This is a genomic window from Pseudoxanthomonas sp. YR558, assembly GCF_900116385.1.
Taxonomy (GTDB): domain Bacteria; phylum Pseudomonadota; class Gammaproteobacteria; order Xanthomonadales; family Xanthomonadaceae; genus Pseudoxanthomonas_A.
In genome coordinates this window covers 1,921,068-1,947,500 of record NZ_FPCI01000001.1, presented here as the reverse complement: position 1 = coordinate 1,947,500, position 26,433 = coordinate 1,921,068, and the positions used below count along the sequence as shown (strand labels likewise).

General features: G+C 66.7%; 21 protein-coding genes and 2 rRNA genes (1 of these 23 cut by a window edge). 14 read left to right on the top strand and 9 right to left on the bottom strand.

Annotated features, from left to right (window positions below; all coding sequences use genetic code 11):
- The 7 genes from BM365_RS09105 to BM365_RS09075 form a co-directional block, all read left to right on the top strand.
- Positions 1–1,543, top strand: a 23S ribosomal RNA gene (locus tag BM365_RS09105) (it extends 1,336 nt beyond the left edge of the window).
- A 126-nt stretch (positions 1,544–1,669) separates the two neighbouring features.
- Positions 1,670–1,784: ribosomal RNA gene (gene rrf, locus BM365_RS09100) — 5S ribosomal RNA — on the top strand.
- A gap of 95 nt (positions 1,785–1,879) precedes the next feature.
- A complete protein-coding gene (locus BM365_RS09095) occupies positions 1,880–3,109 on the top strand; it encodes a dipeptidase (protein WP_093488479.1) in 1,230 nt (409 codons plus the stop codon).
- A gap of 101 nt (positions 3,110–3,210) precedes the next feature.
- Positions 3,211–4,053, top strand: a complete 843-nt coding sequence (locus BM365_RS09090; protein WP_158253524.1) for a metal-dependent hydrolase — start codon at positions 3,211–3,213, stop codon at positions 4,051–4,053.
- A gap of 174 nt (positions 4,054–4,227) precedes the next feature.
- Positions 4,228–5,106 (top strand): RNA polymerase sigma factor RpoH, encoded by an 879-nt coding sequence (gene rpoH, locus BM365_RS09085; protein ID WP_093488475.1) that lies wholly within the window; start codon positions 4,228–4,230, stop codon positions 5,104–5,106.
- A 133-nt stretch (positions 5,107–5,239) separates the two neighbouring features.
- On the top strand, positions 5,240–6,667 hold the full coding sequence (locus tag BM365_RS09080; protein ID WP_139227384.1) for a hypothetical protein: 1,428 nt from the start codon (positions 5,240–5,242) through the stop codon (positions 6,665–6,667).
- Between the two features lie 72 nt (positions 6,668–6,739).
- Positions 6,740–7,213 carry a DUF1203 domain-containing protein gene (locus BM365_RS09075; RefSeq protein WP_093488471.1) on the top strand — a complete coding sequence of 158 codons (474 nt, stop codon included), beginning with the start codon at positions 6,740–6,742 and terminating at the stop codon, positions 7,211–7,213.
- Here BM365_RS09075 and BM365_RS09070 read toward each other — a convergent pair.
- The 3 genes from BM365_RS09070 to BM365_RS09060 are packed head-to-tail and all read right to left on the bottom strand — an operon-like array spanning position 7,186 to position 12,009.
- Positions 7,186–8,466: an NAD(P)/FAD-dependent oxidoreductase gene (locus BM365_RS09070; RefSeq protein ID WP_093488469.1), complete on the bottom strand. Its 1,281-nt coding sequence runs from the start codon at positions 8,464–8,466 to the stop codon at positions 7,186–7,188. The two genes, BM365_RS09075 and BM365_RS09070, sit on opposite strands and share 28 nt — an antisense overlap.
- A gap of 40 nt (positions 8,467–8,506) precedes the next feature.
- A complete protein-coding gene (locus BM365_RS09065; protein ID WP_093488467.1) occupies positions 8,507–9,826 on the bottom strand; it encodes an MFS transporter in 1,320 nt (439 codons plus the stop codon).
- Entirely contained in the window at positions 9,826–12,009 is a 2,184-nt protein-coding gene (locus tag BM365_RS09060; protein WP_093488465.1) for a primosomal protein N', read from the bottom strand. Before BM365_RS09060 ends, BM365_RS09065 begins: the two co-directional genes overlap by 1 nt.
- A 445-nt stretch (positions 12,010–12,454) precedes the next feature.
- Between BM365_RS09060 and BM365_RS18155 the strand changes: the two genes are divergently transcribed.
- Positions 12,455–13,891 carry a hypothetical protein gene (locus BM365_RS18155; protein WP_093488463.1) on the top strand — a complete coding sequence of 479 codons (1,437 nt, stop codon included), beginning with the start codon at positions 12,455–12,457 and terminating at the stop codon, positions 13,889–13,891.
- 4 nt (positions 13,892–13,895) lie between these two features.
- Here BM365_RS18155 and BM365_RS09050 read toward each other — a convergent pair whose 3' ends face one another.
- Positions 13,896–15,113, bottom strand: coding sequence for a DUF3667 domain-containing protein (locus tag BM365_RS09050; RefSeq protein ID WP_158253525.1), 1,218 nt, complete (start codon positions 15,111–15,113; stop codon positions 13,896–13,898).
- Between the two features lie 102 nt (positions 15,114–15,215).
- Between BM365_RS09050 and BM365_RS09045 the strand changes: the two genes are divergently transcribed.
- The 4 genes from BM365_RS09045 to BM365_RS09030 all read left to right on the top strand — a co-directional run bounded on the left by BM365_RS09045 (position 15,216) and on the right by BM365_RS09030 (position 19,565).
- Positions 15,216–16,601, top strand: a complete 1,386-nt coding sequence (locus tag BM365_RS09045; protein ID WP_093488459.1) for an MATE family efflux transporter — start codon at positions 15,216–15,218, stop codon at positions 16,599–16,601.
- Positions 16,602–16,664: 63 nt separating this feature from the next.
- Complete coding sequence (gene sppA / locus BM365_RS09040) at positions 16,665–18,569, top strand: signal peptide peptidase SppA (protein ID WP_093488457.1); 1,905 nt, start codon at positions 16,665–16,667, stop codon at positions 18,567–18,569.
- Between the two features lie 142 nt (positions 18,570–18,711).
- Positions 18,712–19,182: a hypothetical protein gene (locus BM365_RS09035; protein ID WP_139227382.1), complete on the top strand. Its 471-nt coding sequence runs from the start codon at positions 18,712–18,714 to the stop codon at positions 19,180–19,182.
- Entirely contained in the window at positions 19,179–19,565 is a 387-nt protein-coding gene (locus tag BM365_RS09030) for a hypothetical protein (RefSeq protein WP_199186267.1), read from the top strand. Before BM365_RS09035 ends, BM365_RS09030 begins: the two co-directional genes overlap by 4 nt.
- Before the next feature lie 3 nt (positions 19,566–19,568).
- Here the strand turns inward: BM365_RS09030 and BM365_RS09025 are convergent, their stop codons facing one another.
- Positions 19,569–19,826, bottom strand: coding sequence for a hypothetical protein (locus BM365_RS09025; protein WP_093489625.1), 258 nt, complete (start codon positions 19,824–19,826; stop codon positions 19,569–19,571).
- A 58-nt stretch (positions 19,827–19,884) separates the two neighbouring features.
- Here BM365_RS09025 and BM365_RS09020 point away from each other — a divergent pair, with 58 nt between their 5' ends.
- Both BM365_RS09020 and BM365_RS09015 read left to right on the top strand, forming a co-directional pair.
- Positions 19,885–20,661 carry an SDR family oxidoreductase gene (locus BM365_RS09020; protein WP_093489624.1) on the top strand — a complete coding sequence of 259 codons (777 nt, stop codon included), beginning with the start codon at positions 19,885–19,887 and terminating at the stop codon, positions 20,659–20,661.
- A gap of 62 nt (positions 20,662–20,723) precedes the next feature.
- The gene (locus tag BM365_RS09015) at positions 20,724–21,779 is read left to right on the top strand and encodes a type 1 glutamine amidotransferase domain-containing protein (RefSeq protein WP_093488453.1); all 1,056 of its coding nucleotides are present in this window, start codon (positions 20,724–20,726) and stop codon (positions 21,777–21,779) included.
- Between the two features lie 9 nt (positions 21,780–21,788).
- On the opposite strand, the gene BM365_RS09010 is transcribed toward BM365_RS09015, so the two are convergent.
- The 4 genes from BM365_RS09010 to BM365_RS08995 are packed head-to-tail and all read right to left on the bottom strand — an operon-like array spanning position 21,789 to position 26,293.
- Complete coding sequence (locus BM365_RS09010) at positions 21,789–22,427, bottom strand: DUF4124 domain-containing protein (RefSeq protein WP_093488451.1); 639 nt, start codon at positions 22,425–22,427, stop codon at positions 21,789–21,791.
- A complete protein-coding gene (locus BM365_RS09005) occupies positions 22,424–23,146 on the bottom strand; it encodes a DUF4124 domain-containing protein (protein ID WP_233210907.1) in 723 nt (240 codons plus the stop codon). Before BM365_RS09005 ends, BM365_RS09010 begins: the two co-directional genes overlap by 4 nt.
- 60 nt (positions 23,147–23,206) lie before the next feature.
- Positions 23,207–23,770, bottom strand: coding sequence for an L-threonylcarbamoyladenylate synthase type 1 TsaC (locus BM365_RS09000; RefSeq protein WP_093488449.1), 564 nt, complete (start codon positions 23,768–23,770; stop codon positions 23,207–23,209).
- Positions 23,771–23,791: 21 nt separating this feature from the next.
- Complete coding sequence (locus tag BM365_RS08995; protein WP_093488447.1) at positions 23,792–26,293, bottom strand: DNA topoisomerase I; 2,502 nt, start codon at positions 26,291–26,293, stop codon at positions 23,792–23,794.
- Positions 26,294–26,433 lie beyond the last annotated feature (140 nt).

Here is a 26,433-nt window from a genome sequence, read left to right as displayed (position 1 = left end):
GCGAGGGCGAAAGCCGTAGTCGATGGGAAGCAGGTTAATATTCCTGCACCTCGCGTGAGTGCGATGGAGGGACGGAGAAGGTTAGGTGTACCCGGCGTTGGTTGTCCGGGGGAAAGGCGGTAGGTTTGGATCTTTGGCAAATCCGGGATCCTTTAAGACCGAGCACCGAGACGAGTCCTTTAGGACGAAGTCACTGATACCACGCTTCCAGGAAAAGCTCCTAAGCTTCAGCTCACGCAGACCGTACCGTAAACCGACACAGGTGGGTAGGATGAGAATTCTCAGGCGCTTGAGAGAACTCGGGTGAAGGAACTAGGCAACATGGCACCGTAACTTCGGGAGAAGGTGCACCCCCTTTGGTGGCCCATGCGGGCTATAGCTGAGGGGGGTCGCAGAAACCAGGCCGCTGCGACTGTTTATCAAAAACACAGCACTCTGCAAACACGAAAGTGGACGTATAGGGTGTGACGCCTGCCCGGTGCTGGAAGGTTAATTGATGGGGTCAGCCGCAAGGCGAAGCTCTTGATCGAAGCCCCAGTAAACGGCGGCCGTAACTATAACGGTCCTAAGGTAGCGAAATTCCTTGTCGGGTAAGTTCCGACCTGCACGAATGGCGTAACGACAGCGGCGCTGTCTCCACCCGAGACTCAGTGAAATTGAAATCGCTGTGAAGATGCAGCGTTCCCGTGGCAAGACGGAAAGACCCCGTGAACCTTTACTATAGCTTTACATTGAACGTTGAGTTCGTCTGTGTAGGATAGGTGGGAGGCTATGAAACCGAGGCGCTAGCTTCGGTGGAGCCAACCTTGAAATACCACCCTGATGTGCTTGACGTTCTAACCTAGGTCCGTAATCCGGATCGGGGACCATGTATGGTGGGTAGTTTGACTGGGGCGGTCTCCTCCCAAAGAGTAACGGAGGAGCTCGAAGGTACGCTCAGCGCGGTCGGACATCGCGCACTGTGTGCAAAGGCATAAGCGTGCTTGACTGCGAGATCGACGGATCAAGCAGGTACGAAAGTAGGACTTAGTGATCCGGTGGTTCTGTATGGAAGGGCCATCGCTCAACGGATAAAAGGTACTCCGGGGATAACAGGCTGATACCGCCCAAGAGTTCATATCGACGGCGGTGTTTGGCACCTCGATGTCGGCTCATCACATCCTGGGGCTGTAGTCGGTCCCAAGGGTATGGCTGTTCGCCATTTAAAGTGGTACGCGAGCTGGGTTCAGAACGTCGTGAGACAGTTCGGTCCCTATCTGCCATGGGCGTTGGAAGTTTGAGAGGGGCTGCTCCTAGTACGAGAGGACCGGAGTGGACGAACCTCTGGTGTTCCGGTTGTCACGCCAGTGGCATTGCCGGGTAGCTATGTTCGGAAGCGATAACCGCTGAAAGCATCTAAGCGGGAAGCGCGCCTCAAGATGAGACTTCCCGGGGCACAAGCCCCCTAAAGGAACCATCAAGACTAGGTGGTTGATAGGTCAGGTGTGTAAGTGGGGCAACCCATTGAGCTAACTGATACTAATGATCCGTGCGGCTTGACCATATAACCTCAAGTGGCCTTGGACTCGACGATATCGTCAGAGAAAATCCAATGCCCGCTACGTCACAAGACCCTATGAGAGATTGGCGCCTTAATCCGTTCCTTGGATGGCGACGCTCCAACCCTCTCCCTGGTGAAATTAGCGCTGTGGTCCCACCCGTTCCCATCCCGAACACGGAAGTGAAACGCAGCCGCGCCGATGGTAGTGTGGCTTAAGCCATGCAAGAGTAGGTCATCGCCAGGGGCTTTACCCCAAAACCCCCAGCTGAAAAGCTGGGGGTTTTTTCTTGCGCGGCTTTCGCCAACAATCGACTTTCATCTCACGTCAGGGGGCGGTGCATGAAGCAGTCTTGGGTTGTCGGCGCATTTCTCTTCGCACTAGGGCAAAGCGCCTTCGCAGCGGAGCAGGTGTCGGCCCACGCTCGCCAGGTGCACGAGGATGCCCTCGTCCTAGATACGCACTTGGATACGCCCGCCAACCTCGGGCGGCCCGGCTGGAACATCGCGGACGATCACGCGAATGAAGGCGATATGTCGCAAGTCGACTTGCCGCGCATGAAGTCAGGGGGGCTGGATGGCGGCTTTTGGGTGATCTATACCGCGCAGGGTGCGAGAGACGAAGCAGGCAAGCGCACCGCGCGTAACCACGGTCTCGCGCGGCTGGTGGCTATTCGCGAGATGCTCGCTTCCCACCCTGATGCCATGGAGCTCGCATTGACGTCGGACGATGCGTTGCGCATCGCGAAGGCCGGCAAGCGCGTGTCATTCATCAGTATGGAGAATGCCGCACCGCTGGCCGCTGATCCGAGTTTGCTGGAGGTCTATCACGGCCTCGGCCTGCGCATGCTCGGCATCACGCATGTGTTGAACAACGATTTCGGCGACTCGTCCACGGATGCGAAGGGGCCTGAGTGGGGCGGCCTGAGTCCCGCCGGTAGAGCGCTGGTGGCCGAGGCGAATCGCCTGGGTATCCTCCTGGACGCATCCCACGCCAGCGACGCAGTGTTCGACCAGTTGCTCGAGGTGTCCCGTGCGCCGATCGTGTTGTCGCATACCAGCGCGGACGCGGTATTCGATCATCCTCGCAACATCGACGACGACCGGATCCGACGCCTCGCCAAGAAGGGCGGTGTCATCCACGTGAACGCGTTCGGTGGCTATCTGGTCAGCATTCCCAAGGTGCCCGAGCGCGAGGCCGCGCTCGATGCGCTCTCGGATAAGTATGGGCCGGAGAGCAGGCTGTCCGTCGAAGCCGCGCCTGTGTATCTTGCCGAGCGCCGGGAGATCGAAGCGCGCTATCCGGTGAGGCGCGCGACGCTGGACGACTACATGTCGCACCTGCTGCACATCATCAAGGTGGCGGGCGTGGATCACGTCGGTGTGGGGGCGGACTGGGATGGCGGCGGTGGCGTGGAGGGAATGGAGGATGTGGGCGCGCTGCCGCTCGTCACGGCGCGTTTGCTCGCCGCGGGCTACGGTGAAGATGATGTCCGAAAGATATGGGGCGAGAACCTGCTCAGGGTGCTCCGCGAAGCGCAGTCGGTGGCGGAGCCCAGCGCGAAGCCCTGACCAGTATTGGCGCCCTGACGGCCCGCCGAAATCCGGCAGGATGTACGTGCGTTCACTCGCGTAGAGAAGGCGCGCCTGTCGCTGGAACAGGAGTTGTTTCCATGGACGAATCGATCACGCCGCGCCGCTTCGTTGAGGCGTTTACGTACGACATCCCGAAGCACTGGTTGCCGGGAAACGAAGTGGTGTCCTCGCTGCTGAATGCCTACACGGTGCTGGTGCCGGCCAATGAAGCGTTTTACATCCGCACGTTGAATGCGTGCCTGCCGCGCATCACGGATGAATCCCTGCGCAAGCGGTGCCAAGCCTTCATCCGTCAGGAAGCCCAGCATGGCGTCGCACACAAGCGCTATTGGGACAATCTGGATGCGCAGGGCTATGCCTACAGAGGCTTCGAGCGGATCGTGGACCGCGCCATCTTCAAGACGATGGATCGCTGGGCGCCGCTATGGCTGCGCGCGTCGCTGGTCAGCTGTGTCGAACACATCAATGCGTACTTGGGTTACGAGTTTCTGTCGCAGGCCATGCTCGAAAGAGCAGATCCGCGAGTGAAGGACTTGATGGAGTGGCATTTCGCGGAAGAGATCGAACATCGTGCGGTCGCCTTCGACCTGCTGCAGGCGATTTCTCCGAGCTATCCGGTGCGGCTTGCGGGTGCGGCGACGACGGCCGCGTTGTTCTACGTGCTGATGACGGGCCTGGCGGTGGCGTTGCTGGTCCAGGATGGCGCGTTCTGGCGCAGGGCCACTCTCCGCCAGGCTGCCGCCCATCTGGGATCGAACCACCACATGGGCCGTCGCACGATCGGGCACTTGTGGGACTACCTCCGCCCCGGGTTCCATCCATCGCAGTTGGGCGGCGACGGCCTCGCTGCTGCCGTTCTCGCGAGGCAGGCGACAGCGCACCCCCCTGTGGTTGTCGCGATGGCGGCAAAAGCTGAATGAACGCCTTCCATCTCCAGGCTGCTTCCGGGCATCAAGGTTCGAATTCGCCAACTATTTGAAAGCCAATGGAAATTTCTGCGCCCCGCGGGTCCCTGGGATTGTTGCACCGGTGGGACAAAGGGAACTTCCCATGTGGTTAGCAGTCGAACCCCCCGACTGCTAACATCCTTGCCCATGAACCAGATCACCTCCACCACCGCCCTGGTCCCCAACAATCTGCCGATCCCCAGCGCCCTGGGTTCGCTCGACGCCTACATCAGCGCCGTGCACCAGATCCCGGTGCTGTCGGTGGAAAACGAGCGTGAGCTCGCCAACCGCTACCGCGAGGATGAAGACCTCGACGCCGCGCGCGAACTGGTGCACTCGCACCTGCGCTTCGTCGTGCATGTCGCCCGTGGCTACAACGGCTACGGCCTGCCGCTCGGCGACCTGATCCAGGAAGGCAACATCGGCCTGATGAAGGCCGTCAAGCGCTTCGACCCCGACATGGGCGTCCGCCTGGTGAGCTTCGCCGTGCACTGGATCCGTGCCGAGATGCACGAGTTCATCCTGAAGAACTGGCGCATCGTGAAGGTCGCCACGACCAAGGCGCAGCGCAAGCTGTTCTTCAACCTGCGCAAGTCCAAGACCCGCCTGGGCTGGATGAACGCGGAAGAAGTCAGCGCGATCGCCAAGGACCTCAATGTGTCCGAGCGCGAAGTGCTTGAGATGGAGTCGCGTTTGTCGGGGCGCGACATCGGCTTCGATGCGCCGTCCGACGAAGACGACGATCACGCGCCGCCGTCGCCGGCCAGCTACCTGGTCGCACGCGATGAGGATCCGTCGCAGGCCTACGAGCGCGCCGACAGCGAAGACAACCAGCTCGAGCTGCTGCGCGAGGGTCTGGCGAATCTCGACGACCGCTCGCGCGACATCATCAAGCGTCGCTGGCTGGATGGCGAAAGCAAGGTGACGCTGCAGGAACTTGCCGACGAGTACGGCATTTCCGCAGAGCGCGTGCGCCAGGTCGAAGCCAATGCGCTGAAGAAGATGAAGGCCCTGTTCGCCGCCTGACACAGGCACCGCAGGCCAAAGACGAGAGGCTCCGCAAGGAGCCTCTTTGCGTTTTGGCGGATTCATCCGCTGCCGAAAGTGTGATCCACTACGCCGCAGTCCGTACCGGACGACGACATCACAGGAGCAGGGCATGCGGTGGGGGAAACAGGGGCGTTGGATCGTGGGGCTGGCTTGGCTCGTCGTGGGCACCTGCGCCATGGCGACGAACGAAGCATGGGCGCGAGGCGCTGATGGAGCGAAGGCGGCGGATGCGCAAGGCCGCATCACCTTCGGGATCGATCGCGAGGAATACGACGCGCAGGCCCGCGCTGCGATGCAGGTGGACCCGATCGTGGCCAAACACCTGGGTGCGATCCGCACGGTGTCGCTGGACGAGCCTGCGAGCATGGACGAACCGGGCCCTGACGTCCTGGTGTTCGACGTGATGGGCAGCCGAGGCAAGGGGCGCGTCACTGCACGCTTCATCACCGTCAGCCCGACCGAGGAAGTCCTGGGCCCCGGCACGCTGGTGATGGCGGATGGCACCACGCACGACATCGACGGAAACGCCGATGCGCTCGCCGCGGAGGCCGAACACGACCACGCGCACGACGATGAAGCGGCGCTCGCGGAAGGCAAGGACATCTTCACCCGGCAAGCGCGCGAGGCCGCGCAGCGGTATCCGCTCGTGCAGGAACACATCGGCCGGATCGACACGTTCACGATGAACGAAGTGGCTACCGGTGCGGCGGCCGGCATGAACGCGTTCGTGTTCGACCTCGTTGGCAGCAAGGGGCGCGGAACGTTGGAGGCCGACTTCATCACCGTCAGCGCCGACACCGAGCGCCTGGGCAAAGGCGTCCTGACCTTGCAGGACGGTCGCCGCCTGCCGTTCGAAGGCGAACCGCGTGGTGTGGAGGAGCCCGAGGACGATGAGGCGGACACGTCGCTGTTCGGCGACATGCAGGACAACATTTTCACCCGCCAGGCGCGTGCCGCGGCGCAACGCTATCCGCTGGTGCAACAGCACATCGGCACGCTGTCGTCGTTCGAACTGGACCTGACGGCCAGCAGCGAAGCGGAAGGCGCGGATGAGTTCGTGTTCGCGCTCGCCGGCGACAAGGGACGCGGCCGCTTGCTGGCCGAGTTCATCACCGTGGATGCGGACACCGAACGTCTCGGCAAGGGCGTGCTGACCTTGGCGGACGGGCGCGAATTCGCGTTCGAAGGCGAGCCGCCGACAGCGAGCGAGCAGGCATCGTCCCGCGCGGACACCGGGCGTGGCGACATTCCCGAGACTTTCGCGCAACAGGACGGAATCTTCGTCCTGCAGGCCAACGCCGCCATGCAGGCGCATCCCGTGGTGAAGCGCCACATCGGCGATATCCGTGAAGCGGCCTTCGATCGTGAAGCGTCGTGGGCGGCGGAAGGCGAGCGCTACATCTTCGATCTGAAAGGCAGCAAGGGTGCCGGCCGGCTGGAGGCCGAATTCATCACCGTGGACGCGGACAGCGAGCGCATCGGTGAGGGTGAACTGGTGATGGCGAACGGGAAGCGGTACCCCCTGGGCGACGAGTAAACCGCGCAAGATCCGGATAGCCGGATCGCCCGTGCGACACCAACATGGCGTCACTTCCACAGGAGTGACGCCATGTCGTTCGTGATCCGGGGCCTGTCCCCCGCCCCTTTCCTGCCGCTGTTCGCGCTCGACGATGCCGCGCTGGCGGCGCGCAACATCCGCCGCGTCGTCGCGGATGCCGACCATGGCTTCCCGTGTCGCGTCACGCTGCAGGATGCGCGCCGGGGAGACGCCCTGTTGCTGCTTCCCTATCTCCACCATGATGTCGCCGGGCCGTATCGCGCCAGCGGTCCGATCTTCGTCAGCGAAGCGGCCCTGAAGGCGTCATCGGTGGAGTTCCGCGACGCGTTGCCGCCTACGTTTCCGCGGCGCCTGCTGTCGCTGCGCGCTTACGACGAAGAGGGCGTGATGCGCGATGCCGAGGTGGTCGAAGGCACCGATGCACTTCCCCACCTGAAACGGCTGCTCGATCTGCCGGGCGTCGCCTACCTGCACGTTCACAACGCGCGTCGCGGCTGCTATGCCTGCCGCGTCGATCCGGTCTGATCTTCGTCTTTACCGAGGATGATCCGCGCGCCGCGCTGGTAGCTCCAGTACGCCCAGAACCAGTTCAGCAGCACGACGAGCCGGTTGCGGAAGCCGATCAGGAAGAACACGTGCGCGGTAAGCCAGAACCACCAGGCGAGCAAGCCGGAGAACTTCAGCCGGCCGAAGTCGACGACCGCGGCCATGCGTCCGATGGTGGCGAGGTTGCCGAAGTCGCGGTAGCGGAAGGCGCCCGGTGACGGACGTCCCGCCAGTCGTGCGCGCAGCACCTTCGCCACGTGCCCGCCCATCTGTTTCGCGGCGGGCGCGACACCCGGCACCGGACGACCGTCGGTGCTGAGGGAGGCCAGGTCGCCGGCCACGAAGATGTCCGGGTGGCCGGGTACGCTCAGGTCGGGCTCCACCGCCACGCGTCCGGCACGGTCCAGCGGCACGCCGAGCGAGCGCGCCAACGGCGATGCAGCGACACCGGCGGCCCATACGACCGTCTTCGCGGGAACGAAGGTATCGCCGAGCCGGTAACCGTCGTCGTCGATGTGGCTCACCGGCGTTCCGGTCGCCACTTCAACGCCGAGCCTTTCGAGCTGCCGGCGCGCCTGCTCCGACAAGGCCTCGGGAAACGATGCCAACACGCGTGGCCCGGCTTCCACCAGGCGCACGCGTGCCTGCGAGGGATCGATATGGCGGAACTCGTTCTTCAGTGTGTGCCGCGCGATCTCGGCCAGCGTGCCCGCGAGCTCGACGCCAGTCGGGCCGCCGCCGACGATGGCGAAGCTGAGCCAGGCCGCGCGTTTCTGCGGATCGCTTTCCGCCTCTGCACGTTCGAAGGCGAGCAGCAGGTGGCGGCGCAGTTGGAGCGCGTCGTCGAGCGTCTTCAAGCCCGGTGCGTGCGCGGCCCATTCGTCGTGACCGAAGTAGGCATGCGTCGCGCCGGTGGCCACGAGCAGGTAATCGAAGGCGAGGGCGCTGCCATCGGCGAACACCACCTGCTTGTCCTGGGGCGCGATCGACGCGACATCGGCCAACCGTACTTCGACGTTCTGCTGCTTGCGCAGGATGTGCCGCAGCGGCGCGGCGATGTCGGGTGCGGACAGGCCCGCAGTCGCCACCTGGTACAGCAGCGGCTGGAAAAGATGATGGTTGTGCCGATCGATCAGGGTGATGCGGACGGGCGCTCCGGCCAACGCGCGCGTGGCCCAGAGGCCACCGAAGCCGCCGCCGACGATGACGACGTGGGGAAGTGCTGCCTGCATGCCCTGTTCTCCTGTCACCGCAGGCGATTGTCGCATGCCGTCAGTGCGCGTCGCGGTCGATCAGCGAGGTGCGCCGGGTGTCGGGCATCCACAGGTACACCAGCAGCGAGCACGCGATGCAGGCAGTGACGTACCAGTAGAAGCCGGTTTCCATGCCGGCCTTCTTGAACCACAGCGCGACCATGTCGGCAGTGCCGCCGAAGGCCGCCACGGCGAGCGCATACGGCAGGCCTACGCCCAGTGCGCGGATCTCGACCGGGAACATTTCCGCCTTCACCACCGCATTGATCGCGGTATAGCCGCTCAGGATCACCAGCGCCGCCATCACCAGCCAGAACGCGTGGCTGGCGCTCTGCACGTTCTGCAGCTGGCTGAGGATCGGCACGGTGAACAGCGTGCCCAGCACACCGAAGGCGATCAGGATGCGGCGCCGGCCGATGCGGTCCGACAGCGCGCCGACGACCGGTTGCAGCAGCATGTAGAAGAACAGCGTGGACGCGTTGATCAGGCTGGCCGTCTCCGCCGCCATGCCGGCGCTGTTGACGAGGAATTTGTGCACGTAGGTCGTGTACGTATAGAACGCCAGCGTGCCGCCCATCGTCAGGCCGACCACGGCCAGCACCGCGCGCGGATGCTGCATCAACGCCCGCAGCGTGCCTTGCGACTGCTGGTGCGTAGCGCTCGCGTCGGATTCGCTGCGGGCGAACGATTCGGTTTCCACCATGTTCCGGCGCAACCACAACGCGACAAGCGCCGCCACGGCGCCGATCGCGAACGGAATGCGCCAGCCCCAGTCGCGCAGTTGCTCGTCGGTGAGGAAGACGCGCTGCAGCGCGATCAGCACGCCGAGTGCGACCAGGTGGCCCATTACCAGGGTGACGTACTGGAAGCTCGACCAGAAACCGCGGTGCTCGCGGGTAGCCATTTCGCTCAGGTAGGTGGCCGACGCGCCGTACTCACCGCCGACACTGAGCCCTTGCAGCAGGCGCGCCAGTACCAGCAAGACCGGCGCAGCGACGCCGATGCTCGCATAGCCCGGCGTGCAGGCGATGATGAGGGAGCCCGCGCACATCATCACCACCGACAGCATCAACGCGCGCTTGCGGCCGTGGCGGTCGGCGTAGCGGCCAAGCAGCCAACCGCCCAGTGGCCGCATCAGGAAACCCACCGCGAAGATCACGGCGGTCTTCAGTAGCTGGCTGGTGCGGTCGCCGCCGGGAAAGAACACGTCGGCGAAGTACAGCGAGAACGCGGCGTAGACATACCAGTCGTACCACTCCACCAGATTGCCGACCGAGCCGCTGAAGATGCTGCGCAAGCGGCGGGCGGGCGTCATCGCATCGGGTGGCGTGGGCGTCATCAGTAGAGGTCCATGGGATCCACGTCGAGCGACCAGCGCGTGCGGCGCGCTTCGGGCAGCGCGTGGATCTGCGGAAGGGCGAGGTCGAGCGTGCGATGCAGCGTGCGGCGTTCGGGCGAGGAGAGCAGCAGCTGCACGCGATGCAGACCCGCGCGCCGCGGCATCGGCGCAGGCAGCGGGCCGTGCAGTTCGAGCGTGGCGTCCTGTGCGCGCAGTGCCTGCTTGGCCGCCTGCAGGAACTGCTGCGCCGCATCCACGTGCTGGGCTTCGGCGCGCAGCAGCGCGAGGTGCGCGAACGGCGGGAAGCCCGCCATGCGGCGTTGCTCGAGTTCGGCGTCGGCGAAGGCGTGGTAACCGCCGTTGATGAGCGTATCCAGCAACGGATGGTCAGGATGGTGCGTCTGCAGCCAGACGTCGCCGCGCTTGCCGGCGCGTCCCGCGCGTCCGGCGACCTGGATGAGCTGTTGCGCGAGTTTTTCGGTCGCGCGGAAGTCGGTGGAGAACAGCCCTTCGTCCACGCCCACCACGGCCACCCGGGTGAGGTGCGGAAGATCGTGGCCCTTGGCGAGGATCTGCGTGCCGACCAGGATGCCCGGGGCCTCGCCCAGCTTCGCCAACTGCTGCGCCAAGCCGTCGCGCTTCTGCGTGGTGCTGCGGTCCACCCGCAGCACCGGCACGTCCTGGAAGGTCTCGGTGAGCAGTTCCTCGAGCCGTTCGGTGCCGATGCCCTGCGGCTGCAATGCGAGGCCACCGCAATCCGGGCACGCCAGCGGCGCGGGCTGGCGCGCGCCACAGTGATGGCACTGCAGCCGTTTGCCGGCGCCATGCACGGTCATGGACGCATCGCAGCGCTTGCAGTGCGCGCTCCAGCCACAGTCGTGGCAGAGCAGTACGGGTGCGTAGCCGCGTCGATTCTTGAACACCAGCGCCTGGCCGCCGGCGTCGACGGCCTGGCGCAGCGCCTGCAGCGTGTCGGTGAGCAACCCTGCCTGCTGCGGGCGCTTGCGCATGTCCAGCACGCGCACGCTGGGTGGCTGGGCTTCGCCAGCGCGCTGCGACAGACGCAGATGGATATAGCGGCCGCTGCGCGCGTTGTGCAGCGTCTCCAGCGAGGGCGTCGCACTCCCCAGCACCACCGGCACGTCCAGCGCCTTGCCGCGGACGAGGGCGAAATCGCGGGCGTGGTAGCGGATGCCATCCTGCTGTTTGTAGCTGCCGTCGTGTTCCTCATCGACGACGATCACACCGGCGTCGGGCAGCGGCGTGAACACCGCCGAGCGCGTACCGACCACCACCCGCGCCTCGCCGCGCAGGCAGGCGGCCCAGGTGCGGGCGCGCTCGCCATCGTTGAGGCCCGAATGCAGCGCATGCACAGGCACGCCCAGGCGGTCGCGGAAGCGCGACAGGGTCTGCGGCGTCAGGCCGATCTCGGGCACCAGGACCAGCGCCTGGCGCCCGCGTGCCAGGCAGTCGGCGATCGCCTGCAGATAGACCTCGGTCTTGCCGCTGCCGGTCACGCCGTCCAGCAACAGCGCACCGAAGCCGCGGGTGGCGACGATGGCATCGACGGCAGCGCGTTGCTGTTCGTTGAGTGGCGGGCCTGCGCGGGGCACGGGCGTGGGTGCGGACACCGGCACGGCCACGCGCTCCGCCAATCCGCGCTTGGCCAGGGCGCGCGCGGTCGCGCGGCCTTCGTCCAAGTGCAGGTCCAGCACGTCCTCGTCCAGCGGGGCCATCGCCAACAGGTCCGCCAGGCGACGCGGCCGGCTGCCGGCGCGCAGGCGATCGAGCTGGGTCCGCCCGGTCTCGGTCAGTCGCCAGTGCCAGGCGTGGGTGTCGGGAAGGGGTTCGCCCTGGCGGAGGACGGTGGGTAGCGCCGTGGCGAAGACCTCGCCGAGCGGGGCGTGGGTGTAGCGGGCCAGCCAGTGCAGGGAGTCCAACAGTTCTCCGTGCACGAGCGGCGCGTCGTCCAGCACCCCCAAGGCCTCGCGCAGCTCGGGCACGTCCTCGGTACGGGGCTCGACCGATGCGACCACCCCCACCAGCTCGCGGCTTCCGAACGGCACGCGGACCCGCTTGCCGATGTCGGCGGGGGTCGGCGCATGGCCGGGCGGCGGCAGGTAGTCGAACGCCTGCGGCAGGGGCACGGGCAGGGCGATCCGCAGGACGGGGGAGGGTGGCATCGGCTGCAGTTTATCGGTCCGCTCGGGCGAGGTCAGGTCTTGTGCAGTTGCACCGTTCTCCTGCCAATTTCTTGACGAAATTCACGCAAGTGCCCATCCCGTAAAGGGAAATGGGTTTATCCACATCCGCTGTGGATAAATCTGTGCATGGCGCTGATGCTTCACGGCGCGATGACGTCCCTGCAAGCCTTCCAGTCAGGTTGGCGAAAAAAGCGCCATCCTTATTATTTCTTTCAATATCAATAGTTTGTGCGTGAAACCCAGCTGAAACATGGCGCCCGACAAGGCGCCCGCCGGGGCTCGTGACGGTTTGGTGACCGCTGTGCACAACGCATTTTCGTGGAAACCCTTGTGCCGCCTTGGAGAGCAGGTTCCGACGCGCTGTCAAGCGTCCATACGGCCCCGCAGGCTGTCTATGATCAGACCGTCGAACCCCGGTTTTCGCATGACCCCGAACCATCCGCCAGAACCCCCTCCCGCCGCCCTGGCCGCCTTCCTTCGTGGCTGCGAACGGCGCGGTGCGGTCTTCGCTGCACTCCAGTGCGGCGACACCGAGCGCGGCGACGTGGCGCTGGCGGCGGCGCTCCGGGCGTTCCGGGCCCACGCGGCGGAGTTGCCGATGGCCGCGTGGCCGGCGCGATTCTGGAGCCTGCTGGTCGCGGCCCCGCCGTTGCGCGCGGAATCGCCCGTCGCCCAGCGTGCGCCGGCGATGCAGGCGCTCGCCGACATCGCCGCACCCGACCGTGCCGCTCTGCTGTTGCGGCTGGCCGGTGGACTCCAGGAAGAAGAGGCGGCCGGCGTACTGGGCCTGTCTCCCGACGACTACCGGGCCGCGTTGGCACGGGCTTGCCCGCGCGATGCCGCAGGGCGCCTCGACGCCGACGCCTGGCGTCGCCTCGCCGAGGCGGTCCAGACGCACCTGCGTGATCTGCCTCCCGAACGCCTGGCGCGCCTGGCCCGCCTACGCGAGGAAGCGCTGGCGGGCACGCGGATGCCGCCTGCCGCCGCTACACCGATCCGCCCGGCAGTGCCCCTCAGGATGCCGCGCCGCTGGCCCTGGGTCGTGCTGGTCCTGCTGCTGATGGCCGCCGCCTTGGCCGCCACCTGGTGGCCCGGTGCGCCGTGGGCGACGCTGCTACAGCCAGCGCCCACGCCTGTGTCCGGCGTGGTCACCCTCACCGATCCCGACATCCGGCAGGAAGCGTTGCCGCCGGCCGAACCGCCCGCTGCGCGTTTCGATGCAGAGGAAGCCGCGCGCACCGATCGTGACGCACCGATGCGCGCGGATCCCGAAGCGGCCACGCTGGTACCGGAGGCCGATTTCCTCGCGTGGTACATCGTCCAGCGCGCGGCCACGGCAGCGGCGGATGTCGCACCGGAATCCGCGTCGACACCCGCGCCGCCCGAGCAAAGCGCAGAAGCGCCGCCCGCGCCTGCGGTCGTGGCGCCACAAGCGTTGCATCCCTGGGAAGTACTCACCCGGCAGCGCGCCGACTATGCGGCGTGGCAGGCGTTGGGCGACGTGGATCGCGCGCGCCTGCGCGCGGCGGCGGGGGATTTCGCGACGCAGCCTGTCGAAGCGCAGCAGGCACTGCGCATGCGCTTCGCCGCGCTCGACGCGATGGAACATCGCGGTTGGCGCCTGGGGCCCACGCTGGGCGCGGTGTGGCCACGGCTGCAGCCGATGTTCGCTTACGTGCCGGAAGCCGAACGCGAACCGCTGTTGGCGTTGCTGCGCCAGTTGGATGCCACCGCATTGGACGATCTGGCTGCGTTGTCGCAACGCATTCCGCCGCCGGAGCGCGATCGCTTCCGCCACGAATTGGTCCGGGTACCCGCGGGCGAACGCGCAGCATGGCTGCACGCGCGCCGCGAGCGGTGAGTTCTCAGGCGTTGACCCAGGTGGTCAGCACCAGGAACACGATCGCCGTCACCAGCATCATGAAATAGAGCGTGCCCAGCACCGAAAACTTCAGCAGCGTGACGATCACGTGCTGCCGGTACACGCGTTGCTGCATCCAGAACAGATAGACGGGCATCCAGGCGAGCAAGGCCATCTGCACGGTCCACTGTGGGATCTTCAGCCAGAAGTTGCCGGATGGAATCAGGCCACCCACCGCTTGGACGAGGCAGACCACCAGGATGCACAGGCACAGGTAGGCGTGGCTGTACAACGCCACCACGAGGTGCTCCAGATACACGCGCCGCGTCTCGATGTAGGCCAGTTTCAGCAACAAGGCGAATACCGGCACCAGCACGAACAGGGCCGACGGCACCGAGCCGATCAGTCGGGTGACGAAGTACTCCGGATCCTGCGCCACGCGCGGGACATTCTCTTCCGCACGCGCCAGTTTCTTGTTGAACCAGCGATTGGCGAAGTCGGGCAGCCAGCCCACGCGCACGGGATTGGCCTCGGCATCGAACGGCTTGCCGTCGATGCTGATCAGGGCGCGCATGGGGATCTCGGGCAACGGTGCACCCGCCGGATAGCGGTCAGGCTGTGCAAGCGATGGATGATCCGGTTTGAGCTGGATGATCCGCTCGCGCGCCAGTCGCTGGGTGGCATAGATGTTCTCTTCGATGCGCTCGCGTACGAAACCCAGTCCACGGGGGACGCCCGCGCGCGCCGAAATCAGGCCTTCCAGCGTCTGGTCACGCTGTTTGATGACGCCCTCGACCGTCGTCTGCTTGGAGAAGTCGATGCCGGACTCATTCGGCTTGGCGACCAGGTTGGTGGTGCCGTCGGCCGTCGGCGGCGGTTCCGGAAGCGTCACCTCGCCGATATGCAGGGTCAGCTTCGCCACGAAGAACGTCAGCACGCTGACGATGACGAACAGCCGCAGCGGCGCCACGAACGGCGCGCGATGGCCGGCCAGGTAGGCATTGGCCAGCTTGCCCGGCGAGAGCAGTGTGCGCAGCGTGCGGAAGATTCGGCCGTCCAGGTGCCAGAACGATTCGAAGACTTCTTCCACCGCATGCCCGAAGCTGCTCAACGGGTTATGCGCGTTCTGCCCGCACTGGTGGCAGAACCCGCCCTGCAGCGGCGTCTTGCAGTTGTCGCACGCGCGGGCGTGCACGGCGTCGGCTTCGTGCGTCGGGGTCATGGGGCGTTCGGGTGGCGCGGCGGGTGAGCGGGTAAGATACCGGCCTCCCGTGACCCGGTGCCAGCGCGCAACCGCGCGACCGTAGTCCGGCGGTTGCTCCTTATGTCCCTGTCCCTTTCCCCGACCCCGCGCTTCGGCCAGGAAGTGCGTGCGACGGCCTCCCTCGCCCTGCCGCTGGTGCTGGGCCATGTCTCCACCGGCCTGATCGGCTTCGTCGACAACGTCATCGCCGGCCACCACGCCACCCAGACGCTGGCGGCGGTCACCGTGGGCACGGCCCTGCTGTGGCTGCCGATGATGGTGCCGATCGGCACGTTGATCTCGCTGACGGCGTCGGTTTCGCAGCTGGATGGCGCGAACCGGCGCAGCGAGATCGCCCCGCTGTTCCGCCAGGCGCTGTGGCTCTCGCTGGGCCTGGGCCTGCTGATGTTCGCCTTCCTCAGTGTGGCGCCCTACGCGCTGGCGGCGTTCGGCATCGCGCCCGACATCATTCCCGGCGCGACCGCCTTCCTGCACGGGATCCGCTGGGGCGTGCCGGCGCTGACGTTCTATTTCTGCATGCGCTACCTCAGCGAGGGCACGCACTGGACACTGCCGACGATGATCCTCGGCTTCGGCGGCCTGCTCGTGCTGGCGCCGGTAGGCTACGTGCTGACCTTCGGCAAGTTGGGCTTCCCGGAGATGGGCGCGGGTGGGCTAGGCATCGCCTCGGCGCTGACGATGTGGCTGCAGGCGATCGCGTTCGCGGTGTACCTGTCGCGCTCGCAGCGCTTCGCCGACCTGCACCTGTTCGCGCACTTCGATCCACCGCGTCGCGAACCGATCCTGCAGCTGTTGCGCACCGGCCTGCCGATCGGCATCACCGTGCTAATGGAAGGCAGCCTCTTCATCGTCACCGCGCTGCTGATCGCGCGGCTCGGGGCGACGCCGGCCGCGGCGCACCAGATCGCCATCAACGTCTCCGCGCTGTGTTTCATGGTGCCGATGGGCGTGGCCGAGGCCACCACGGTGCGCGTGGGCCATGCGGTGGGCTCGGGCGATGCGCTGGGCATCCGCCGCGCCGCGCATGCGGGCTACGTTATCGTGCTGGCCACGCAGGCGATGTCGGCGTTGTTCCTGCTGCTGGGCCACGACCTGGTGGTGGCGCTGTACACCGACGACCTGGCCGTGGCCGCGCTCGCGGGCACGCTGCTGCTGTTCGCGGCGGCCTTCCAGTTCCCGGATGGGATCCAGGTGCTGTCGGCCGGCGCATTGCGCGGGCTGAAGGACACCCGCGTGCCCATGTGGTTGGCCGTCGTCTCGTACTGGGGCCTGGGCATGCCGCTGGGCGCCGGGCTGGGGCTGGGCCTCGGCTGGGGCCCGCAGGGCATGTGGGCGGGTCTGATCGTGGGCCTGACCGCTGCCGCAGTGCTGCTGGGTTGGCGTTTCGAGCGCAGCAGCCGGCGCCACGAGGCCGCCGCGCAGGCCCCCTTGCCAGCGTCACGGTGACCAACGGGGCATGAAAGCCCCCCGGGCACACGCTACAGTGGCCCCAGTTTCCCGGAGTCTTCCATGAACCAAGTCGCACCTGCACCTCGCCGCAGCCCGGTCGCCACGTTCTTCGTGGGGCTGTGGGACGTGATGAACTTCACCCGCAAGCTGGTCCTCAACCTGATCTTCTTCGGGTTGCTGTTCCTGATCTTCATCTTCTTCATCATTGCCGCCGGCAGTGGCGGGGTGAAGCCGCTGATGGAACGCACCACCTTCGTGCTGGCGCCGGAAGGCCGCCTGGTGGAGCAGTTCACCGCCGACCCTGCCACCCGCGCGCTGGCCAAGGCGTTCGGCGACAAGAGCGCCGAGGAAGTGCAGCTGCGCGACCTGGTGCGCGCCATCGAAGCCGCGCAGAAGGACGAGAAGATCGAACGCATGCTGCTGCGCGTGGACCAACTGCAGCCGACCGGCTACGCCTCGCTGCGTGAAGTCGCCGCGGCGCTGGCCAAGTTCCGTGCCTCGGGCAAGCAGATCGTCGCCTTCGGCGAGAACCTCAGCCAGACCCAGTACCTGCTGGCCGCGCAGGCCAACGAGGTCTACATCGATCCGATGGGCAGCCTGGTGCTCGAGGGCCTGGGCCGCTATCGCCAGTACTACCGCCAGGGCCTGCAGGAGAAGCTCGGCGTGGACGTGCACCTGTTCAAGGTGGGCGAATACAAGTCGGCTGCCGAACCCTACGTGCTCGACGCCGCATCGAAGGAAGCCAAGGAAGCCGACCTGTACTGGATGAACGACGTGTGGCAGCGCCTGCTCGCCGACATCGCCAAGGTGCGCAAGACCACACCCGAAGCGCTGGCCGCAGGCATCGACACCCTGCCGGAAGGCGTCGCCGCCGCCGGTGGCGACCTGGCCAAGTACGCACTGCAGCAGAAGCTCGTCGATGGCCTGAAGACGCAGGAAGAAGTCGAGAACCTGCTGATCGAACGCGGCGTCGCCGACGAGGATTCGGAGACCGGCTTCCGCGCCGTGGGCTTGGCCGGTTACCTGACCCAGATCGACGCGAAGAAGAACCCGCTCGACAGCCGCCCGCAGATCGCCGTGGTCGTGGCCGAAGGCGAAATCACCGACGGCGATCAGCCGGCCGGCCGCGTCGGTGGCCTGTCCACCTCGGCGCTGCTGCGCGAGGCGCGCGACGATGAAGACGTGAAAGCCGTGGTGCTGCGCGTGGATTCGCCCGGTGGCGGCGTGTTCGCATCCGAGCAGATCCGCCGCGAAGTGGCCGAGCTGAAGAAGGCCGGCAAGCCCGTGGTCGTCTCGATGGGCGACCTGGCCGCGTCGGGTGGTTACTGGATCAGCATGAATGCCGACCGCATCTACGCCGATCCTTCCACGATCACCGGTTCGATCGGCATCTTCGGCATGATCCCCACCGTGCCGCGCGCGCTGGAGAAGATCGGCGTGCATACCGATGGCGTGGGCACCACGCGCTTCGCCGGCGCGTTCGACATCACCCGTACGCTGGACCCGGCCGTCGGCCAGGTGATCCAGTCCGTGATCGACAAGGGTTATGCGGACTTCACCGGCAAGGTCGCCGATGCGCGCAAGAAATCCGTCGAGGACATCGACGCCGTCGCGCGCGGCCGCGTGTGGAGCGGTGCGCAGGCGAAGGAACGCGCGCTGGTCGACGAACTGGGCGGCATGGACGCGGCGCTGGCCGATGCGGCCAAGCGCGCCAAGCTCGGCGATGCCGATGCCTACCGCGTGCGCTACATCGAGAAAGCCGCCTCGCCGTTCTCGCAGTTCATGTCCGGCCTGGCCGGCACGCGCCTGGGTGCGGCGTGGCTGAAGGATTCCGACTTCGCCCGTGCGCTGCTGGCCCGCAGCCTGCCGGAGATGGAAGCGCAGCTGCGCTTCGTCGACGAGGCCGTGAACGACCGCAACGGCGCGCCGGTGAAGACGCTGGCCTACTGCTTCTGCGGGTTCTGATCTCCCGCGACATCGCGTGATCCCACGGGCCGCCCGGGCAACCGGGCGGCCCGTTTCGTTCGTGCCGTGCGATGGCCGGCACCGGCGCAATCCCCGTTGTATGCGGCATCGATGCACGCGTGGGATGCAGATGAACCGTTGGATGAGCGCTGCCATGGCCATGAGTGCGCTGGCATGTGCGGGTGATGCGTGGGCGGTGGAGCCCTTCCTGCCCGACCTGCCGTCCTGCGCGCGCGGGGCGGCACCGGACGACGCCGGCGTGGTGGCGACACCCGGTGGCTTCATGCTGGTGCATCCCCGCAATGCGGACCTGCCGGACGACTACACCGGCTGCAAGACGTTGTGGGTGATGGATGTCGATCCTGCACCGTGGCGCTGGGCGACGCTGTGGTTTCGGAACGGGCGACTCCTGCGCGTGGTGAGCACGTTGAAGGGCGCACCCGCGCCGCGCATTTGCGACATGCCCGGCGTTGCGCTGCCGGCCGGTTATGCGCCTGCGCCTGCGTGCGAAGGCCTGGACGACCATCCCTGGGTGTCGCTCCGCTTGCCGAGCTGGCCGCGCGCGTGCGCCGGCGATGCGCCGCCCGCGGCGTGCGAGAAGGAACCAGAATGAAACGGACGATGCGAGCCTGCACCGCGTTGCTGCTGATGTTTGCGTGCGGCATCGCTGCCGCGCGGCCCGTTGATGCCGAGGCGGATTTCGGCGCGTTCCTGTCGCGCTGGCGAGAGGCTGTGGTCGCGAACGACGCCGAGGCCATCGCGGGGATGGCGCAGGTGCCGTTCCTGTTCGAAAGCGAACCGCATGACCGCGCCGACGTCGCGCGCTCGGTGGTGCCGGCCTTGTTGACGGCCGACGTCCGTCGTTGCCTGCGCACGGCGCCGCCGTTGCGAGAAGACGACCGCTACGTGCTGTCGTGCGCGCCCTACCTGTTCTGCTTCGGTCGCGTCGATGGGCAGTGGCGCTGGATGGAGTTCGCCGCCGACGGCGAGGGCTGACCCTCAGGGTGCGCTGGCGTCGCCGGTCGCGTCGGCTTCAGCGGCGTTCGTGCGATCGGCCGCGGCGTCCACTTGGGCCTCCACCGCCTCGGCCTTCTGGATCGGCGCCTGCACCGCATCGCGCAATTCGGTACCGCTGGGTGTCGTCGACGCGGTGGCCTGCGGTTCCGGGGGCTCGTCGGTGGGCGGCGGCTCGGGTGCGCGGCATGCCGCGGCCAGCAGGACGAGCGAGGCGAGCAGGGCGAAGCGGATCCCGGGCATGACGACGATCCTCATGTGACGTGGCGCTATGCTACGCCCAACGATGGAGGAGGCGCACGTGGCGGCGAACCGGTGGCGACTGGAAGGACAACTGGCGCTCGTGACCGGGGCCAGTGCGGGCATCGGGCTGGCGATCACGCGCGAGCTGCTGGGGTTCGGCGCCGACGTGCTGATGGTCGCGCGGGATGCGGATGCGCTGCAGGACGCGCGCCAGGATCTCGCCGAAGAATTCCCCGAGCGCGAGATCAGCGTGCTGGCCGCCGACGTCGCCGATGACGAGGATCGTCGCGCCATCCTCGACTGGGCCGAAGACCACGCCGATGGCCTGAACATCCTGGTCAACAACGCCGGCGGCAACGTCACGCGCGCTGCAGTGGACTACACCGAAGACGAATGGCGCGGCATCTTCGAGACCAACCTCTTCTCCGCCTTCGAGCTGTCGCGCTACGCGCATCCGCTGCTCACGCGGCACGCGGCGTCCAGTATCGTCAACGTGGGTAGCGTGTCGGGCATTACGGCGGTGCGCAGTGGTGCGCCGTACGGCATGACCAAGGCCGCGCTGCACCAGCTGACCCGCAGCCTGGCCGCCGAATGGGCCGAAGATGGCGTACGGGTCAACGCGGTGGCGCCCTGGTATATCCGCACACGCCGCACCTCCGGTCCGCTCTCGGACCCGGACTACTACGACGAAGTGGTCGCGCGCACGCCGATGCGCCGCATCGGCGAGCCCGAGGAAGTCGCCGCCGCCGTCGGCTTCCTGTGCCTGCCCGCTTCCAGCTACATCACCGGCGAATGCATCGCGGTGGACGGCGGGTTCCTACGCTACGGGTTCTGAATTGACGTTCGTTTGATCCCGGTCCGTCATCGTCCGCTTCTCGTGGAGAGGAGGGCGCGGACATGCGGCGATGGTTATGGCGGATCGCGAAGGTGGGTGGCCTGTTGGCCTTGGTGGTGGGCATCGGCGCTTTCGCCTACGTGCATGCGCTGGACCTGGGCAGCCAGCCGCGCGCGGATGCGCGCAGCACGGTGGCTGACCTGGATTTCATGCAGGGCGCGATATCTCCCCCGCGAGGGCGGATCCTGGCCGTGGTCACCAGCACTTCCCACTTTCCCGGTGGCGAAAAGAAGGCCGGTTTCGAACTCACCGAACTGGCACGCGCCTATTACGTATTCCGGGCCAGTGGCTACGACGTGGACATCGCCAGTCCGCAAGGCGGCTCGCCGCCAATGCGGCGCGATGACGAAGACATGGTGGCCACCGACTTCGCCTTCCTCAACGATGCCGACGCACGAAAGCGACTGGAGAGCAGCTTGCCGCTGCACGAAGTGGACCCTGCACGGTACGCGGCGGTGTACTTCGTCGGCGGCAAGGGCACGATGTTCGATTTCCCGGGGAACACGGACATCCGGCGATTGGTGCGCGAGGTGTACCGGGCCGGCGGCGTGATCGGTGCCGTCTGCCATGGACCGGCCGCGCTGCTGGACGTGACGCTGGAGGACGGCAGCCCGCTGCTGCGCGGGCGACGCGTGGCGGGCTTCAGCAACGACGAGGAGCTATTCCTGATGAAGGATGCCCGCGTGCGCTTTCCTTACCTGCTGCAGGACCGGCTGGTGCAGAGGGGCGCGCGTTATGTGGAGGGTCCGATGTACCTGGACAACACGGTGATCGATGGTCGCATCATCACTGGGCAGAACCCATGGTCGACCTGGTCGACCGCAGAGGCGATGGTACGTGCGCTGGGCCATGAGCCTGCGATGCGAGCGCCAGGCCGCGATGAGCAAGCGGTAAAGGTGCTGGCGGCCTACCATCGGAACGGCATCGATGCCGCACGCCGCGTGCGCCATGCCCACCCGGATGCGGACAAGCACCTGCTGTTGATGCACGCACTGGTGGCAGCCATGCAGGGACGCCTGGGTGAAGCGTGGCAGCTGCAGGCATTGGCGCTGGACTGACGGCGGACGCTATTTCCCGCAGTCGCTTTCCGACAGGATGCGCGCAACGCGCTCGTACTCCGCGCGATTCTTCTCGGCGTTCTCGCGCCGCGCGAAGCGGTAGGCGACCTCGGTCTCGTCGCCGCGCTTCTTCCAGGCATCGCAGAGGCCGCCGTCGGGCACGCGCGCGCAGGTGTCGCGCACCACTTCGCAGGCCTGGCCCGCGCCGGCTTGCGGGTTGCCGTCCAGGCCGGTCGTGCGCAGTGAAACGCAGCGCGAGGCCGGTTCGCTCTCCTCGGTGACGTACGTGTCCTTGTCGTACGTCGTGCACTGGAACAGCACCGGCGGCGGAAGACGCGGGGCGCCCGCCGCGCGTGCCGGCAATGCGGAGGCGGCGGGCGCGGCCTCCGGCCTTTTCCCGGACGAAGACGCGGCAGGCGCCTGCGACGCCGCGCCACCCGGCGCCATCGGCACCGTGTTGACACCCTGCATCGTGCGTTGCTCCTGCTTCGTGCCCTTCGGGCAGGGCGCGTTCTGCAGCGTCAGCGCGCCGCTGGCGTCGGTGCAGCGGTAGATGACGACCTCCGCGGCTTGCGTGGCCGGCAGTGCGAGGGCGCCACAGGCTGCCAGCGACAGGCGGTAGAGGACGGAACGTGCGATTCGGCTCATGGATTCCTGCAATCGTTGGCGATGCGCGCGTCGATGTCGCGCTGTTCCAAGTCTAGCGTGCGGCGTTCGCTCGCCATCGCGCTGCCGTAACGACGCAGGATCTCGTAGCGCCGGTCCGACAGGCGCGCGCAGACCTCGGCCTGCGGTAACGCATGGCAGGTGTCGCGGATCCAGACGCCACCGGGAGCGTATCCCGCGCCGCCGTGGCCCGGCCGCGGAGGACGAGGCGGCCTTGGATCGCCGCTCTGGAACGAAAGCGTGCCATTGCCGATCGATACGTTGCCGGAGACGCTGGCCGAACTCGTGTAGTCGTTGCGCGGCAACACCGGATTGCCGGTCGACCAGTACGGCACCCAGCGCAGGTTCCCTTCGCCGTTATCGCTGGTGTAGGTCTCGCCGTCGGGCGTCACGCATTCGTACATCGGACGTGGCGGGGACACGTAGACCACCTGGACGCGGGTGTTCGATACCGGTGCGGCGGACACGACCGGCGTGGTGGCCTGATGTGCGACCGGAGCGGGGTCGCGCGGGCGCTGCATGGTGCGGACATCCTGCTTCTCGCCCCTCAGGCAAGGAGAATCCCGCAACGTCAGCGCTCCGCTGGCGGCGGTGCAGCGGTAGATCGTGACGTCCGCAGGGGCGGCCGGCTTCGTCGCCTGCGCGAAGGACGGCGCTGGTATCAGGAAAACCGGCAGCAGGAGCGGGGCAAGGCGCGGCATGCCGCCATCGTGCGCGCGCGGGAGGGAGATGGAAAGCCGGGCGCCGTCGAAGGCGTCCCGTCATTCACGCAGCGCTTGGCCGCTCAGTGCGTCGCGGATCGCGGTGGGGCGGGCCAGGCCGCCCGTCTGCCCGGGCACGGCGGCGTCCACGCGGGCGAGCAAGGCCGGGTCGAGTGCTTCGTACTCGCTGACGGCCGGCTCGCCGCTCAGGTTGGCGCTGGTGGACACCAGTGCGCCGCCATAGGCCTGGCACAGGCCCACCACGGTGGGATGGTCGCTGACGCGCACGGCGATGCCGCGGTGCTGGCCGGTGATCCAGCGCGGCGCCTGCGCGGTAGCGGGCATCACCCAGGTGTGCGGCCCGGGCCAGCTCGACAGCACCTCGGTGAGACGGTCCGTCGGTACCGCGGCCACATCGATCAGCGGTTTGAGCTGTTCCAGCGTGGCGGCGATCAGGATCAGGCCCTTTTCCACCGGCCGCTGCTTGATCGCCAGCAGCCGGTGCACCGCGCCCTCATCGAACGGATCGCAGCCGAGGCCCCATACGGCTTCGGTAGGATAGGCGACGATCCCGCCGCTGCGGATCACTTCCGCGGCTTCCTCGATGGTCCTTTCGATGGGCATGGCGTGCGGGGTGGCAGAGGATCAGAACGGGGCGTCGTCCCCGGCAGCGGCCTTGGCGACGGACTTCTTCGCCACTTTCTTGGTCGCTGCCTTCTTCGTCGCGGTCTTCTTGGTGGCCTTCTTCGCTGTTTTTTTCGCGGGCGCCTTCTTTGCCGCCGTCTTCTTCGGCGCCGCTTCCTTCTTCACGGCCACTTTCTTGGCGGCGGCCTTCTTGGCGCCGAAGCCGCGGCGCGCAGGCTTGCCGGTTTCCTCCAGCAGCTTCTGCACGTCCTCCAGCGTCAGCGAGGTGGGCTCGCGATCCTTCGGGATCTTGCCGTTGAGCTTGCCGTCACTGATGTACGGGCCGAAGCGGCCGTTCAACACCTGGATGTCGCTGCCGTCGAATTCCTTGATGATGCGGTTGCGCGCGATCTCTTCCTTCTCTTCGATCAGGAACACGGCGCGGGCCAGGTCGATCGTGTACGGGTCGTCCTCTTTCTTTAGCGAGGCGTAGGTGCTGCCGCGCTTGGCGAACGGGCCGAAGCGGCCGATGCCGACGCTCACTTCTTCATCCTTGTCCTGGCCCAGCTTGCGCGGCAGCTTGAACAGCTCCAGCGCGTCTTCCAGGGTGATGGTGTGCATCGACTGGCCGGGACGCAGCGAGGCGAACTCCAGTTTTTCGTCGGTGTCCTTGTCGCCGATCTGCGCGTACGGTCCATAGCGGCCCAGGCGCACGCTGACCGGCTTGCCGGACTTGGGATCGGTACCTAGCTCGCGCGCGCCGGTGGCTTCGCTGCGATCGACGGTCTCGGCCTTCTCGTCGACCAGTTCCTTGAACGGGCCCCAGAACTTTTCCATCAGCGGCACCCACTCTTCCTCGCCGCGGGAGACGGCATCGAGCTCGTCCTCCAGCTTGGCGGTGAAGTCGTAGTCCACGTACTGGGTGAAGTGGCCGGACAGGAACTTGCTGACCGCGCGACCCACGTCGCTGGGCTTGAAGGCGCGGCCTTCCATTTCCACGTACTTGCGGAAGATCAGCGTCTGGATGATCGAGGCATAGGTCGACGGACGGCCGATGCCGTATTCCTCGAGCGCCTTGACCAGTGCGGCTTCGGTGAAGCGCGGCGGCGGTTGGGTGAAGTGCTGGTCGGCATGGATGCGGTCCAGCGGGACCGTGTCGCCCGGCTTCATCGCCGGCAGCTTGCGGCCTTCGTCTTCGTCCTCGGCGTTCTTCTGGTCCTTGCCTTCCTCGTAGACGGCGAGGAAGCCCGGATCGATCACCGTGGTGCCGCTGGCGCGGAAGCTGTGCTGGCTGCCGGCGGCCAGGTCCACGCTGACGGTGTTCAACGTGGCGGGCACCATCTGGCAGGCGACGGCGCGCTTCCAGATCAGGTCGTACAGCTTGCGCTCGTCGTCGCTCAGGTAGCGCGCCATCTGTGCGGGCGTGCGCAGGGCGCTGGTCGGGCGCACGGCCTCGTGCGCTTCCTGCGCATTCTTCGCCTTCGTCTGGTAGACGTTCGGCTTGTCGGGCAACGCCTGGGTACCGAAGTCGCGCGCGATGACGTCGCGGATCTCGGTCAGCGCCTCGGCCGACAGGTTCACCGAGTCGGTACGCATGTAGCTGATCAGGCCGACGGTGCCTTCCTCGTCACCGATGTTCACGCCTTCGTACAGCTTCTGCGCGACCTGCATGGTCTTGCGGGTGGTGAAGCCGAGCTTGCGCGAGGCTTCCTGCTGCAGCGTGGAGGTGGTGAACGGCGGCGCGGGCCGGCGCTTGCGCTCCTTGCTGGCCACGTCGGTGACGTGCAGCGAACCCTGCGCGGCCTGCTGGATGCGCAGGCGTGCGGCTTCGGCGGTATCGCCGTCGGTGACGGTGAACTGCTCGAACTTCTGGCCGTCGAGTTTCGTCAGCTTGGCGGTGAAGGCCTGGCGCGGGTGCATGCACTCGGCCTCGATGCTCCAGTACTCGCGCGCGATGAAGGCTTCGATCTCTTCCTCGCGCTCGACGATCATGCGCAGCGCGGGCGACTGCACGCGGCCGGCGGACAGGCCGCGCTGCACCTTGCGCCACAGCACCGGGGACAGGTTGAAGCCGACCAGGTAGTCCAGCGCGCGACGCGCCTGCTGGGCGTCGACCAGGTCGCCGGCGATCTGGCGCGGCTGGTTCATCGCCTCCTTGATCGCGCGCGGGGTGATTTCGGTGAACACCACGCGGTGCAGCGGCTTGTCCTTCAGCAGGCCGCGCTCCTTCAGGATCTCCGCAATGTGCCAGCTGATCGCTTCGCCTTCGCGGTCCGGGTCGGTCGCCAGGAAGATGTCATCGGCGCCCTTGGCGGCCTTGGCGATGGCATCGACGTGCTTCTCGTTCTTGTCGATCAGGTCGTACCGCATCGCGAACCCGTTGTCCGGATCGACCGCACCTTCCTTCGGCACCAGGTCCCGGACATGGCCATAGGACGCCAGGACGGTGAAGTCCTTGCCGAGGTATTTGTTGATCGTCTTGGCCTTGGCGGGCGACTCGACGATGAGCAGGTGCTTGGGCATGTCAGGGATTCAGGGGGATTCGAGGGGCCGTCCGGGGCCGGCTAGGGTGGCCCAAACGTGGGCGCCAGAGAAGCGGACGCCCAGGGCGGGGGCCCCGGGCGTTCAGATTTCCTATTTATAGTGGAATCACGCCCGGGCCG